Genomic DNA, 14,147 nt, shown 5'->3' on the forward strand with positions numbered 1-14,147 from the left:
ATTGATGATTATTTTTCAAGCTATAGCAAAAACTACTCATGTTGTGTTAATGATGTTGAAATATACCTAATATAACCCGCTTGATTCTCTCATGACGATGAATTCATCAGTAAATTAGGTAAAATCAACTTTTTAAAACTATTTCAACTGAATATTATGTAATTCTGCATCAAAGTTATGAATTAAGCTTTGCACAACTGAGTCATGATGAAGTAATTCACTTGCACGCTGGAATGCTTTTTGTTTGCGTTGGTTGAGCAAAGTGTAAGGTGTCGTACAGGTTAAATTTTCATATTTTACACCAAAAACAGTCTGTGGCCATTGTTGCTGTAATGCCTGTTCTAAATAAACTTGCAACTGATCTAACAAGGCCTGATATTGCTCTGGAATATGAAAGATTGACTCGCCATTAATGTTGCCTGTCATAATACCATGCTGTGCCAACTCTTGTACTGCAGGCGATAATTCAGCATACCGAAACCAATACTCCCATTTTTCAACCGTCCATTCACCGTGTAAATCTTGTTCAGACAAACGAAGAATATCTTGTGGCATACAGGATGATGCGACTGTTATTAGCGGAGATTCGTCTTGAGGTATGGCGATATCACGGTCAGAATCAACAGCCGTTTCCTCCCATAAACTTTCCATGACAGACTGTTCGGTATTGCAATCTATAGCCATAGTTTGCTTAGACACAAGCTGATGACTTTCTGATATTGAACTTTCGACAGAAAAATCCTCTAAAACAACATCATTATCACAATGCTGCTGTATATCAGTCACTTCAGAAGATGCGATGTCTAAACCAAATAATAGCTCATCTGATGTCGCATCAAAAACAATTGACTCACTTTGTGCTTGTTGATCCTGACATTGCTGTAACTGAATATCATCATTATGCTTTAATGAATGATCATCTGATACTTTGCATAAATTTTGATGATTTTCATTCTCCTCAGACGGCGTAAATACACTAGAGGGTTGTGCGACCATCGCTACTGGAGATGGTGCGTTCTCTACGACACTAGCAGCTGTGGTATTTTCCATCTCAAAGACATCATCAGATGTTGGCTGCAACATTTCGACCAATGGCTGAGAATGTGTTGCCAATGATGGTTGAGATGCTTGATCTGGAAGCTCATTGACAGAAATCGGCCTAAATGCCAGCAACCGTAACACACACATTTCAAAACCTTGCTCTTGTGTCACGGCAAGCTGTAATTCTGCACGACCTTTACAAGCGATTTGATAATAAAGCTGTAAATCTGCTGCTGAAATCAAGCTCGATAACTGCATAATTTTTTGATTAACTTCATGACTATATTTAAGTGCTAAATCAGGTAAATATTGTAGTAAAGCCAATTCATGTAAAGTCGAAATCAACTGGTCTAAAACCAATGATACATCTAAAGCTTGCTGTCTAAATTGTAATAATAATGCACTTACACGTGCTGGCTGATTTTGATGAATCGACAAAATTAAGTCATAAATAATCGTTCGATCAATTAATCCCAGCATTTCTTTAATGTCTTGATGATGAATTTCACCTTGACCATATGCAATGGCTTGATCGGTTAAAGATAATGCATCACGTAATGAACCTTGTGCAGATTCTGCAATCTGCCAAATCGCATCTGAATCAGCAACAATCGATTCTGTAGACAATACTTGATTTAAATGCTGAGTAATCTCATCAATTGCCAGTGGTCTTAAGGTAAATTGCAAACAGCGTGAGATGACCGTTATCGGTAATTTATGCGGATCTGTCGTTGCAAATAAGAATTTTACATGCTCTGGTGGCTCTTCCAAGGTTTTTAATAACGCATTAAAAGAATGCGTTGATAACATATGTACTTCATCAATCAAGTAAACTTTAAAACGACCTTGTGTCGGTGCATAAGGGACATTATCTAAAAGCTCTCGTGTATCTTCAACTTTGGTTCTTGAGGCCGCATCAATTTCAATCAAATCAATAAAACGACCCTCATTGACTGCCTTACATGTCGGGCATACTTCACATGGAGTTGCAGTTACACCTGTTTCACAGTTTAAACATTTCGCCAAAATACGGGCAATAGTGGTTTTACCCACCCCCCGAGTCCCCGTAAACAAATATGCATGATGCAAACGTCCTCGTTCTAAAGCGCTCGTCAAAGCACGAGAGACGTGATTTTGACCGACCAATTCATTAAAATTACGTGGACGATATTTTCGTGCAAGTACTTGATACATGTATGCTCCTTTTTCACTGTACAAGCATACTGTTTTTTTACCAAAGAGTGAATGCGCAATGACAAAGTTGCGAGAGAATTATCAACACGACTCAAGTAAAAAGATCAGTCGAACAGCAAACAATCAGGTATTATAACTGAGCAAGACCATAAGCCTTGCTTCAACATTCTAGTGTCTAAAGTTAACTTTTTGACATACTTCAACCATTTTCACCTTATTTCTGGCAAAACGCGTTCTCAGGGATTCTAAAAGTAAAGGCAATCTTTAGCACATCCTTGCACTACAAAAAATGATGTACCCCACCAATCAAATGTTGCGTGATGCGTTTAAATCCGCATTGACAACATCATCACACGCGACACATTCAAATTTAGCGACTTTCCTTTGTAACAGACCGCATCAATGACAAAATCCAAGCAAAACATCTAAACTCTAAAAATGGCTTCATTCGTCTTTAAAAGAACAAGAATACCCTATTAATTGTGTTCAATATCAACATTGATCTGTTTTAGACTCCCCATCAAATGAGGCTTCTTATTTTGACTATTTTGAATTAAAAAATCCGTTTGATTGTGTTGTGTTGCAGTTAAAAAATCAACACTTGATGGTAAATAAATAGGTAATTTAAAGGCTACATCTGTTTCATATTGTTCTGGTAGCGCTAAATTAGCAAGTACTTTCGCATGGGTCCACATACCATGAGCAATTGCTTGTTTAAAACCAAAAGCTTTAGCACTGACACGATGAAGATGGATCAGATTAAAATCACCAGAAATGAATGCATAACGGCGACCTATATTTTCTAAAATATGCCACTGCGCTACAATTTTATAATCAGGCTGTGACAAACAATGATCTTGATGAGATGAAGATTTTTGTTGAGGATGATGTTGACGACACAAATAGGTCATCAATGCTTTCATCACAACTTGCCCTTTTGCTTTTGCAGTCACGATAAAATCAAACTGGATACCTTTATCATGTGGACGAAGTTCACCAAATTTGCATGATAAACTCAGTTGTTCATCTTTAATAATTGTTCTAAATTGTTTGATATTATTGCGAATATGCACGAGTCCTAAAATAGGAAATGGAAAATCTTCTTTGGTCATCATATGCATTTGTAAACTTTGTGACAGCATGGCCAAATAAATGGCAGAAACATACTGATCATCTTGAAAACCACAGATTTTATTATAAGCCGCTAAATGGCGTTGATTAATTAGCAAATGGTCAACAATATATTCAACCTCAGCCAATGATTGCTTTGCTTTTGATGGCTTAAAAATCAATCCTTGTATGACTTTAGGATAGGTTAAATAAGGTTTCGGTAATGCTGCAAAATGACGTATGTTCATAATCAATTTCTTCGTTTAATCATATCATTATACCCAGCCATATTTAAGTTCTATTATCAAATATGGCTGAGTAGCAATATTATTCTCTATCAATGATCTGAATATATGTTTTGCCAACCAATCATGCAAATTAACATGATACGCTTGCTAAATACATGTCAAATCCTAATTCATTCATTACAGTAAGTTTTAGGTTTGATATGGCTTATAATCAGATACCTAAGACCAAGATTAATTGTATGATTGAATCATAATCTTGGTCCTTATCTTTTAAAACATCCAATAATTTCTAAGCACCCAGTAAACTTTGCCCACAAACACGTACAATATTACCATTGACGCCAGTTGATGCTGGCGAAGCAATCCAAGCAATCGTTTCTGCCACATCAACAGGTAAACCGCCTTGACTCATTGAGTTCATACGTCGTCCTGCTTCACGAATTGCGAATGGAATTGCTGCTGTCATTTGTGTTTCAATAAATCCTGGTGCGACGGCATTAATGGTCATCTTCTGTTTTAATAATGGTGCAGTCAATGTCACTACCCCGATCACACCTGCTTTCGACGTTGCATAATTGCTTTGCCCTAAATTACCTGCGATTCCTGAAATAGATGAAACACAAATAATACGACCATTCTCATTAAGCCCTTCATGACTGAGTAAATACGCATTAATTTGCTCAATCGCAGATAAATTAATATGAATGACCATATCCCAACGCTCGGGTTTCATATTGGCCAAAGTCTTATCTCGGGTCACCCCTGCATTATGTACAATAATATCTAAGCCGCCATGGGCTGCAGCAGCTTGTTTAATTTTCTCACCTGCATCTGCTGCTGTAATATCAATGGCTAATGTTGAACCAGCAATTTGATCTGCTACACGTGCTAAATCAGCTTGCTGCTGTGGTACATCCAAACAAATGACATGAGCACCATCTCGTGCAAGTACGTGGGCAATTGCCTCACCAATACCTCGACTAGCACCTGTTACCACCGCTGTTTTTCCAGCTAAAGGCTTATCCCATTGCACATCTATCACAGCTGCTTGAGAGACACGAACCACTTGACCCGAAACATAAGCAGAACGAGGTGAAATCATAAACCGTAAAGTCGATTCCAGATTTTGTTCCGCATCCTGATCGACGTAAATTAAGTTTGCTGCAATCCCTTTCTTCAATTCCTTCGCAATCGATTTAACAAAACCAACCAAAGCACGTTGCGCGATTGCATGTTTTAAATCTTTGACCGTTTCAGGTGTTTTTCCAATCACAACGACGCGACCAGAAGTCTGAATTTGACGTGCAATCGGTTGAAAAAATTGATACAGCTGTGTCAATTGTTGTGAGTTTTCTATGCCAGAAGCATCAAATATAATGACTTTAAATTTTGAAATTTTATCAGCATGATCCCAAAGGTTAAAACTTAAACCAGTAGCATTGGCAATCTTTTGTAACGCTGCATCATGCCCAATATAACTGTTTGCATGGATACGTGTTAAAATTTCTGTTATTACAGGCGTGAATGTCGTTGCGCTGGCCATACCAATCAGCACAGCTCCCTTGACCACTGGCATCGCTGATTCAAAACGATCTAATTTAATCGGTGATGGCAAACCTAAATTTTTAATTACAAATTTACCAATCGATGATTTTGCAAATATTTGATATTGATCAGTCATAATGGTTATCTCTCAAACGAATGATGTATTGATTGATCTAAGCCTATCTTTAAACTTTAATATCTTGTCTAAATTTTATAATTCAATAGATCGTTCAGTGCATCCTCATGATACTGAAGTTAAAGTCAACATGTCTTGACCTGAATATCTTTTAGTTTGTCATTGTAGTCAATTGAGCTAAATTCTAATTATGTTAATGTAAGGTCTGAAATGATAATTAATATAGTGGGAAATGCTGTATGAGCAAGGTTACTCAAAAAAATTCAGCCATTAAAATGCCATCCAAAAACACGATGCCAAAATCACCAAAAATGACATCTGTCACTTCTCAGCATCATGATACAGCAAAGAGTATGGCAACAGAAAATTCTCCTACAGAAAACATCATCAGCCATCCACCACAGCACAATGTGTCTACAACGCCTTTAACCGAACAAACATCAGCCAAAATCAATATTGAGCAGCAGGATCATGATATGACTCAAAATACAATTCGTCGCGTTGCAATTCTTGGTGGTAATCGCATTCCTTTCGCACGTTCAAATGGTGCATACTTTTCTGCATCAAACTCCGATATGCTCACTGCAGCACTGAATGGTCTGGTTGAACGCTATCATCTACAAGATCAACGTTTAGGAGAAGTTGTCGCTGGTGCAGTACTCAAACATAGTCGTGATTTCAACATGACACGTGAATGTGTACTCAATACCCAATTGGCACCAGAAACACCTGCATATGATATTCAACAAGCATGTGCTACTGGACTTCAGGCAGCTTTTGCTGTTGCAAATAAAATTGCCCTTGGACAAATTGAAGTCGGTATTGCAGGTGGTGTTGATACGACCTCTGATGCCCCTATTGCTTTAGGTGACAGTTTACGTAAAGCACTACTTAAATTAAACATTGCAAAAAGCGCGAAAGAACGCTTAAAAGCGTTATCTAAAATCAATTTCAAGAAACTCATGGAAGCACCTAGAAATGGAGAACCACGGACAGGGTTATCTATGGGGGATCATCAAGCAATTACTGCGCTTGAATGGGGAATTTCTCGTGAAGCACAGGATCAGTTTGCCGCTTTATCTCATCAAAAAATGGCGGCTGCCTATGAGCGTGGCTTTTTTGAAACATTGGTGACTCCTTTTTTAGGTTTAGAACGAGATAATAACTTACGTCCAGATTCATCTGTAGAAAAATTATCAACACTAAAACCTGTCTTTGGTCAAGGGGATTCACGAACCATGACTGCAGGTAATTCAACTCCTTTAACTGATGGTGCTTCTTGTGTTCTTTTAGCGTCTGAAGAATGGGCTAAAGCCAATGGTCATGAAGTCTTGGCTTACTTAACATTTACAGAAACAGCAGCTGTTGATTTTGTCGTTAAAAAAGAAGGATTATTAATGGCGCCTGCTTATGCTGTTCCACGGATGTTAGAACGTGCTGGCCTTAAATTACAAGATTTTGACTATTATGAAATTCATGAAGCATTTGCATCGCAAGTTCTCGCTACATTAAAAGCATGGGAAGATCCACAATTTTGTAAAGAACGCCTTGGTCTTGATGCACCTCTAGGGACAATTGATCTTGACAAATTAAATGTGACAGGTTCGTCATTAGCTGCAGGTCATCCATTTGCAGCAACAGGCGGACGAATTTTAGCGACTGCTGCAACACTACTTCATCAAAAAGGTCATGGCCGTGCTTTAATCTCCATTTGTGCAGCAGGTGGACAAGGTGTCACTGCAATTATTGAAAAATAAAGCATCAATTGCGTTGATCACTTTTCATCATCTATGATGACCACAAAAAATCAGTTTAATATGATTTTTTGTGGTGCTACTTTAGATCACATCATGCTATCTCAGGAATTTAATTAGAACTGCTTGTTGTTGGCAATAAATTTAGGATAGCTTGTACAGGATCTTCACTATTGTCGGCCAGCAGTCGTTTATGCATAGTAATATGCTGCATCACTTGAATTTGACGAGTTTCAATATCCATCAATGCCTCAATCTCTTTAGCAAGTCGTTCTGGTGTTGCCTGATGTTGAATTAACTCTTTAATCACTTTTTTACCCGCAATAATATTGGGTAAAGAATAATAAGGAATTTTGATCAACAACTTGACAATCCAATAGGTGAAAGTATTTAACTGATAAAAACTAACCATTGGCCGATGGACTAACATCGCCTCCAAAGTCGCAGTTCCTGATGCCAATGCAACAATATCGGCAGCATTCATGACTTGACGCCCAATCTTAGAATCCTGAGCAGTATTTTCCAATATCTGTACCTTGGCTTTTAAATCAGGTGGATATGCACTTAAAATATGCTCAATCTGTTGTTTGCGTGCATCATTAATCGCTGGAATAAGAAAAAAATATTCCGGATAGCGCTGATGAATAATTTGAGCTGCATTCAGTACCAATGGCCCAAGTTTTTCAATTTCACCTCGACGACTTCCAGGTAGTAAAGCAATATGCTTCGCCACTGGATCTAAACCAAGATCAAGTTTTGCTTGCGCCAAGTCATTCTCTAAAGGTAACTGGCTTGCTAATGGATGACCAACAAAAACAGCAGGTACCTGCCACTTTTGATAAAATGCCTGCTCAAATGGAAATAAACACAAGACTAAATCAATATTTGCTTTTATCCCATGTACACGCCCTTGACGCCATGCCCATACAGAGGGACTTACATATTGAACTGTTTTAATTGCTAAGTGCTGTTGCTTAATTTTTTTCGACAATCGTAAATTAAAATCAGGCGCATCAATCCCAATAAAAACATCAACAGGATGTTTTGACCAACGCTCAAATAAACCATCACGTACAGCAAATAATTTTTTGAGATCTTTAACAACTTCAACAATACCCATCACGGACAATACATCCATAGGATAGTAACTTGTAAAACCCTCTGCAATCATTTGAGGCCCACCGATACCTTCAAATTCGGCATCAATACCTTGCTCACGAAAACGACGAATTAATTGAGCTCCAAGTGTATCACCTGAAACTTCACCAACTACCATGCCTATTTTTAGCGTTCGATTCTGCAAGTTTAAATCCTCAAAAAGCATTATGAAAATTTTAACATAATAGCGTTTATTGACAGCAAACATCTGCATGATCTTACTGTGCAATGCCTTTAATTAATGTCTTTAGCACTTTTTAGAATAAGTAAATCATTAATCAAGACAACTCCTTATATCTAAAAGTCATAACATATATTGTTTTTTTTATATTTGATCTCTATCCATGTTTGGTCCAATTGAATTTATATTAGCTGGCATTGTGGTTGGTTTTTGTGTTGGTGTAACCGGTGTTGGCGGCGGTTCATTAATGACTCCGATTTTAATTACATTGTTTAGAATTGAACCCCATATCGCAATTGGTACAGATTTACTCTATGCCGCAATTTCCAAATTCTGCGGTTCATTGGTTCATGCAAAAAAAATGAATATCGTTTGGCCAATTGTGATATGGCTTGCTGTTGGTAGTATTCCAGCCTCATTTGCAACGCATTGGGTACTTGAAAACTATTTAAGCCAATCTAACAGCTATAAAATGGTTTTAACCATAGTACTTGGCTTTATGCTGACCTTAACCGGTATTTCGATTATCTTTCGAGGATCGATTGAACGTTTCTTTGATAAATTTCGTAAAAATCAAATCCATGAACTGGAGATTGATCGAGATGTTATTGCACAACAGGCCAAAAACAAACGTCCTTATATTATTTTTATGGGAGTTGTATTAGGCGTATTTGTGACCTTGTCTTCAGTTGGTGCAGGTGCTTTTGGTATTATGGCACTCATTCTCATGTTTCCTAATTTACCGATGATCCGTATTATCGGCTCAGATGTCGTGCATGCCGTATTACTGACTTTAGTCGCAGGTTTAGGTCATATGAGCTCAGGAAATGTCGACTTTCATTTATTAGGCTGGCTCCTGTGTGGATCAATTCCGGCTATCATTATCGGAACATTAATCAGCTCACGTTTACCTGAACGCCATATTCGTAAAGTTTTAGGTATCACACTGTTTGCACTTGGCGTTAATTTTATGATTCATCCGGTTAAAACCAAACCGAGCAATCCAACGCAACAAACTGTTCAAATCGTATCTACAGCTCAACATAATTAAAACTTATTCATCTTAAGCTAAAAATTATTTATTAAATCAAATATATGCTGATTCCTTTAAAGAAAATCAGTATATATTTGATGATCAGCGTAAATCATCTGTTGATATTTTAAAGATCAATTGAATTTGTTTTATCTACGAACCAAACAGCATGCATAAATTGATTAATTCAGTATAATCATTGGATTGTTTTTTTGCGCAAAGTGATGGATCAAACTTTTCTTTAAGCCATAAGAACAATGATATTCATAAGAATATATAACTTTGATTTATAAATAAAAAATACTAAAAAAAGCAATCAACTGTAACTAAAATATATGCAAATAAAAATAACAAAATGGCGTCTTTCATGTGTATCGCAGTAAACAATATCATCACTGATCACGACTCATCACTTTTTCTTTCATGATCTATTGATCTTTTTTATAACAATTCAACAATATATTCATGTTATAGTCGAAGCATGAAACAACCTTTGTATAATCAAACCAGTGACGGCAATGAATACTTTACAGTCCAATTCTATTACCCAAAATGATATCGATGATGTTAACGTACAGAGCATCCAACCCCTTGTAACACCAGCACAATTAAAAACTGAATTGCCTTTAACTGAAACAGCTTATCAAACTGTACTCAAAGGTCGTGAAACTGTGCGTAATATCTTAGATGGTCAAGATAAACGCCTTTTTGTTGTTATTGGGCCATGTTCAATTCATGATGTTAATGCGGCACATGAATATGCAGATCGTCTAAAAGTGTTAAGTGACAAAATTAGCGATACAATCTATGTGGTTATGCGTGTCTATTTTGAAAAACCTCGCACAACAGTAGGCTGGAAAGGCCTCATTAATGATCCAGATATGAATGACTCTTTTAATATTGAAAAAGGTCTACGTATAGGTCGTAAACTGTTACTCGAATTAAATGAAAAAGGTCTGCCTTGTGCCACAGAAGCCTTAGATCCAAACTCACCACAATATTATCAGGATTTAATTTCGTGGTCTGCGATTGGTGCACGAACAACCGAAAGTCAAACACATCGTGAAATGTCTTCTGGTTTATCATCTCCTGTAGGTTTTAAAAATGGTACAGATGGTGGTTTGACTGTGGCAACAAATGCGATGCAATCCGTCAAACATGGTCACAGCTTTTTAGGGCTAAATGAAAATGGTCAAGTTTCAGTCATCCGTACCAACGGCAATCCATATGCCCATGTAGTACTGCGTGGCGGTAATGGTAAGCCAAATTACGATGCAGGCTCAGTTGCCAATGCTGAGGCAGCACTTTCTAAAGCCAAAGTCAGTCATAAAATCATGATTGATACCAGTCATGCTAACTCCAATAAAGATCCTTATCTACAGCCACTGGTCCTTAAAAACATTACCGAACAAATTATAGACGGCAACAAATCTATTGTCGGTATTATGGTCGAAAGTCACCTCAAAGGTGGACGTCAAGATATTCCAGAAAATCTATGTGACTTAGAGTACGGAAAATCAGTAACAGATGGTTGTATCGACTGGGAAACAACAGAAAAAGCACTCTTAGAGATGCATGAAGCATTAAAATCAGTGCTACCTCAACGTTAAAATTCTAATTTGATCATCAACGCCATCGTCAAGATGGCGTTTGTGTTCTATAGTAGTCATCAATACATTCACCGCTTGATCATCTCTATGAATGACATTGAAAAAAATCTAAGCCAAATTTTAAATTTCCAATTTATTCATGCACATTTATTCACCTCTGGTCAACCGACTCAAGTAGAGCTCCAATCTATTAAAGCCTATGGCGTCAGTACCATCATCAATCTTGGCCTCACTGAAGAAAACACAACCAATCGCCAAGAAGAGCATGATTGTTTAGCGCTAGGATTACACTATATTCATATGCCAATTTCATGGGAAATGCCATCTGATGATCAATGTATCTTGGTTTTAGATCTTATTCATCATCTGGTACAAGATCAAATTTTATGGATTCACTGTCAGAATAATTATCGTGTTAGCAGCCTAATGTATTTATATTTACACTATTATCTTAATATTGAGATGCCAACAGCACAACAGCAAATGCATCAAGTTTGGCAACCTAACCAAACTTGGACTGGCTTAATTCATGCTGTTGCCTTACAACTTCAAGGTCGTAAGGCAACAAAAGAGCTACAAGACACCTTAATGCATACATCGCTTACTTCGCATAGCGAATAAGTACTGTTGCCGTTGCTAGAATACCTTCTTGACGTCCAGTAAATCCCAGTTTTTCAGTTGTTGTGGCTTTAATACTCACTTGATTGAGATCAACATTCATGATGTTGGCAATATTTTGACGCATCTCTAAATGATATGCTGCTAACTTAGGACGCTCACATGCAACGGTAATATCTGCATTATTGAGCAGATAACCACGGTCTAAAATAAGTTGATAAACATGTTGTAGCAATTGCGTGCTGTCTATGCCTTTAAATTTTGCATCTGTATCAGGAAAATGCTGACCAATATCACCTAAAGCCAATGCTCCTAATAAAGCATCACATAATGCATGTAATACAACATCACCATCTGAATGTGCTTTTAAACCATGTGAATGCGGAATACGAATACCCGCTAGAGTTACAAAACTTCCCTCTTCAAACGCATGAACATCTATTCCCTGTCCAATACGGATCTGTTGATTCATTAGTAAACTCCTTAAGAAAATAATCACTGAAATCTTGTATTCATGCTTTCTATTTCGCTATAGTTAAGCATTCAAATTAAGTGAAAGTATAAGCGATCATGCTGCTGGAAAGAAAAATTAATCTGAGCAAATTATTATGCTGTGTCATTGGTTTAGGATTTTTTTGCAGCGCTTTAACATATGCGCAGGAAATTGATTGTCATCAGAAAAAAAATGCGACATTAAAAACGCTTTGTAGCTCATCATTCAAACAGCAAAGACAACAACTCGAAACGCAAAGTTTAACCGCATATTTAGTGACAGATGCACCCTTACGTCTACTACAAGATACACATCAATTATGGTTTAGACATATACAGCAATGCAAAAGTCTAAGCTGCTATCAACAACAAGTGAATGATCGCATTGATCAACTCAATCTTTTTACCTCACTCAATCAAAGTCTAACGCAACATTATTTAAAATATGAACAAGGTCAAATCTCCAAAGATCCTATTCATATTCAAATTCATCAATTAACAAAAGATAATATTAAAATTGAAGGTATCACCTATTTAAATCCAAATAATAAAATTGATAAACAAACTCGTTCCCTACTGGCTTATAGCACTATAGAAAATAAAAATCAGATCATCGACAATGAGAAAGGTTGTCAATATCGTTTTAATTACCACAAAGCTTATCTGGCAATTCACAGCAAACAAAAAGGTTGTGAAGCCTTTATTGGTCTATACCGGCTCTATGATTAGCAAGATGATCAAGAAATCAGCATCGTGTAACTTTTGCCAATACTATGTCGTCTAAAGTGACGACTAGTGATAAAAAAAATACCTATTTATTTGGTCATAAATGAACAATACGGCCAATTTAAATGACAAAGATATACATATCCTCTTGTATCCATAGACAAGATCATTGACAGCCTTCATAAACACCATCCAAGTATATAACTCAAAAAACGATCAACCTTGATCAAGTCTGTTAGATCAAAACCAATTTTAAATTCCGATAACTCCCATTTCCTGTATAATTTTAGTCACATATCCTCAAGTAAAGCTCAATCAAATCGAGCAACAACAGGATATATGATAATTAAAAATATATAATTCAATAAGTTAAAAACAAGAAAAAATCAATTAAAATAAATATTGTTTTTATGATATAAAAAGATATCTATACAGCCAAGTGATCTTAATTTTTAAGAGATGTATTTTTTATCTGCAAATAAAAATTCTAAAATAGGATGATACTGCATTCATCAGATGCTATTTGGTTGATGATCTGGATATATTTTAAACTGACGTATTTATAATCGTTAAAGTCAAATCAAGATTCAAGTATAGTTTTCGCCAATAGTTTTAAGCCAATCATACACAAGAATAAACTGAGAATTTGTAATTTTTTAACATTGCTACTTATTAACAAAATTATCATTATATAGCCGTATTTTGGCAACAGTACTCCACGGCATTTTAACCAATTTATAAAAAAAATGTGGATTTTTCTGCCATAATAAGCAAACTTTGCATAGAACGTGCAAAATTAATTTGCAATTTAATCATTGGAGCAAGCTGAATGAGTGCAGCCATTTTGGTGATTCATGGACCAAATCTAAATTTATTAGGCAAACGTGAACCTGAAGTATATGGATCACTGACACTGGACAATATTAATCAGCAGCTCATAACGCAAGCAACAAATTCAGCAATCACTTTAGAAACTTTTCAAAGTAATTGGGAAGGCGCAATTGTAGACCGTATTCATCAAGCTGGGCAGGATGGTGTGAAATATATCATCATTAACCCTGCTGCATTGACACATACTTCAGTTGCCGTTCGTGATGCACTCTTGGGTGTCGCAATTCCTTTCATTGAAGTCCACTTGTCGAATGTGCACGCACGTGAGGCATTTAGACACCATTCTTATCTTTCAGATAAAGCGATTGGTGTAATCTGTGGTTTAGGTGCGAAAGGATATGCCACCGCCCTAGATTATGCTATTGAAAAAATTCAATCTTCTACACAATCTTAATTAGGAATACTGTCTC

Annotated in this window: 10 protein-coding genes and 1 pseudogene; 6 read left to right on the top strand and 5 right to left on the bottom strand. The window is 36.6% G+C overall.

The window, feature by feature from the left end; translation table 11 throughout:
- Nucleotides 1-138 precede the first annotated feature (138 nt).
- The 3 genes from dnaX to QSG86_RS12750 all read right to left on the bottom strand — a co-directional run bounded on the left by dnaX (nucleotide 139) and on the right by QSG86_RS12750 (nucleotide 5,274).
- The gene (gene dnaX, locus QSG86_RS12740) at nucleotides 139-2,235 is read right to left on the bottom strand and encodes a DNA polymerase III subunit gamma/tau (protein ID WP_317031839.1); all 2,097 of its coding nucleotides are present in this window, start codon (nucleotides 2,233-2,235) and stop codon (nucleotides 139-141) included.
- Between the two features lie 476 nt (nucleotides 2,236-2,711).
- The gene (locus tag QSG86_RS12745) at nucleotides 2,712-3,593 is read right to left on the bottom strand and encodes a MaoC/PaaZ C-terminal domain-containing protein (protein WP_317031840.1); all 882 of its coding nucleotides are present in this window, start codon (nucleotides 3,591-3,593) and stop codon (nucleotides 2,712-2,714) included.
- A gap of 289 nt (nucleotides 3,594-3,882) precedes the next feature.
- Entirely contained in the window at nucleotides 3,883-5,274 is a 1,392-nt protein-coding gene (locus tag QSG86_RS12750) for a 3-oxoacyl-ACP reductase (protein WP_317031841.1), read from the bottom strand.
- A 461-nt stretch (nucleotides 5,275-5,735) separates the two neighbouring features.
- Between QSG86_RS12750 and QSG86_RS12755 the strand changes: the two are divergent.
- Nucleotides 5,736-7,031 (top strand): annotated as a pseudogene (locus tag QSG86_RS12755) (acetyl-CoA C-acetyltransferase); the annotation flags it as partial.
- A 109-nt stretch (nucleotides 7,032-7,140) separates the two neighbouring features.
- On the opposite strand, the gene lpxB reads toward QSG86_RS12755, so the two are convergent.
- A complete protein-coding gene (gene lpxB, locus QSG86_RS12760; protein WP_317031843.1) occupies nucleotides 7,141-8,331 on the bottom strand; it encodes a lipid-A-disaccharide synthase in 1,191 nt (396 codons plus the stop codon).
- A 199-nt stretch (nucleotides 8,332-8,530) separates the two neighbouring features.
- On the opposite strand from lpxB, the gene QSG86_RS12765 reads away from it, so the two are divergent.
- From QSG86_RS12765 to QSG86_RS12775, 3 genes are all read left to right on the top strand, one after another.
- On the top strand, nucleotides 8,531-9,418 hold the full coding sequence (locus tag QSG86_RS12765; RefSeq protein ID WP_317031844.1) for a sulfite exporter TauE/SafE family protein: 888 nt from the start codon (nucleotides 8,531-8,533) through the stop codon (nucleotides 9,416-9,418).
- 500 nt (nucleotides 9,419-9,918) lie between these two features.
- Nucleotides 9,919-11,010 carry a 3-deoxy-7-phosphoheptulonate synthase gene (locus QSG86_RS12770; protein WP_317031845.1) on the top strand — a complete coding sequence of 364 codons (1,092 nt, stop codon included), beginning with the start codon at nucleotides 9,919-9,921 and terminating at the stop codon, nucleotides 11,008-11,010.
- An 87-nt stretch (nucleotides 11,011-11,097) separates the two neighbouring features.
- Nucleotides 11,098-11,631, top strand: coding sequence for a hypothetical protein (locus QSG86_RS12775; protein ID WP_317031846.1), 534 nt, complete (start codon nucleotides 11,098-11,100; stop codon nucleotides 11,629-11,631).
- Here QSG86_RS12775 and ispF read toward each other — a convergent pair.
- Entirely contained in the window at nucleotides 11,612-12,100 is a 489-nt protein-coding gene (ispF, locus tag QSG86_RS12780; RefSeq protein ID WP_317031847.1) for a 2-C-methyl-D-erythritol 2,4-cyclodiphosphate synthase, read from the bottom strand. The two genes, QSG86_RS12775 and ispF, sit on opposite strands and share 20 nt — an antisense overlap.
- Before the next feature lie 98 nt (nucleotides 12,101-12,198).
- Here ispF and QSG86_RS12785 point away from each other — a divergent pair, with 98 nt between their 5' ends.
- Nucleotides 12,199-12,849, top strand: coding sequence for a hypothetical protein (locus QSG86_RS12785; RefSeq protein ID WP_317031848.1), 651 nt, complete (start codon nucleotides 12,199-12,201; stop codon nucleotides 12,847-12,849).
- Between the two features lie 826 nt (nucleotides 12,850-13,675).
- A complete protein-coding gene (aroQ, locus tag QSG86_RS12790; protein WP_317031849.1) occupies nucleotides 13,676-14,131 on the top strand; it encodes a type II 3-dehydroquinate dehydratase in 456 nt (151 codons plus the stop codon).
- The last annotated feature ends 16 nt before the right edge of the window (nucleotides 14,132-14,147 follow it).

Origin of the sequence: Acinetobacter sp. SAAs474, assembly GCF_032823475.1 — a bacterium.
Classification (GTDB): domain Bacteria; phylum Pseudomonadota; class Gammaproteobacteria; order Pseudomonadales; family Moraxellaceae; genus Acinetobacter.

Coding starts and splice junctions, on each gene's coding strand:
- QSG86_RS12745 (WP_317031840.1), bottom strand. CDS start 3,593: ATGAACATACGTCATTTTGCAGCATTACCGAAACCTTATTTAACCTAT.
- QSG86_RS12770 (WP_317031845.1), top strand. CDS start 9,919: ATGAATACTTTACAGTCCAATTCTATTACCCAAAATGATATCGATGAT.
- dnaX (WP_317031839.1), bottom strand. CDS start 2,235: ATGTATCAAGTACTTGCACGAAAATATCGTCCACGTAATTTTAATGAA.
- QSG86_RS12785 (WP_317031848.1), top strand. CDS start 12,199: ATGCTGCTGGAAAGAAAAATTAATCTGAGCAAATTATTATGCTGTGTC.
- QSG86_RS12750 (WP_317031841.1), bottom strand. CDS start 5,274: ATGACTGATCAATATCAAATATTTGCAAAATCATCGATTGGTAAATTT.
- ispF (WP_317031847.1), bottom strand. CDS start 12,100: ATGAATCAACAGATCCGTATTGGACAGGGAATAGATGTTCATGCGTTT.
- QSG86_RS12775 (WP_317031846.1), top strand. CDS start 11,098: ATGAATGACATTGAAAAAAATCTAAGCCAAATTTTAAATTTCCAATTT.
- QSG86_RS12765 (WP_317031844.1), top strand. CDS start 8,531: ATGTTTGGTCCAATTGAATTTATATTAGCTGGCATTGTGGTTGGTTTT.
- aroQ (WP_317031849.1), top strand. CDS start 13,676: ATGAGTGCAGCCATTTTGGTGATTCATGGACCAAATCTAAATTTATTA.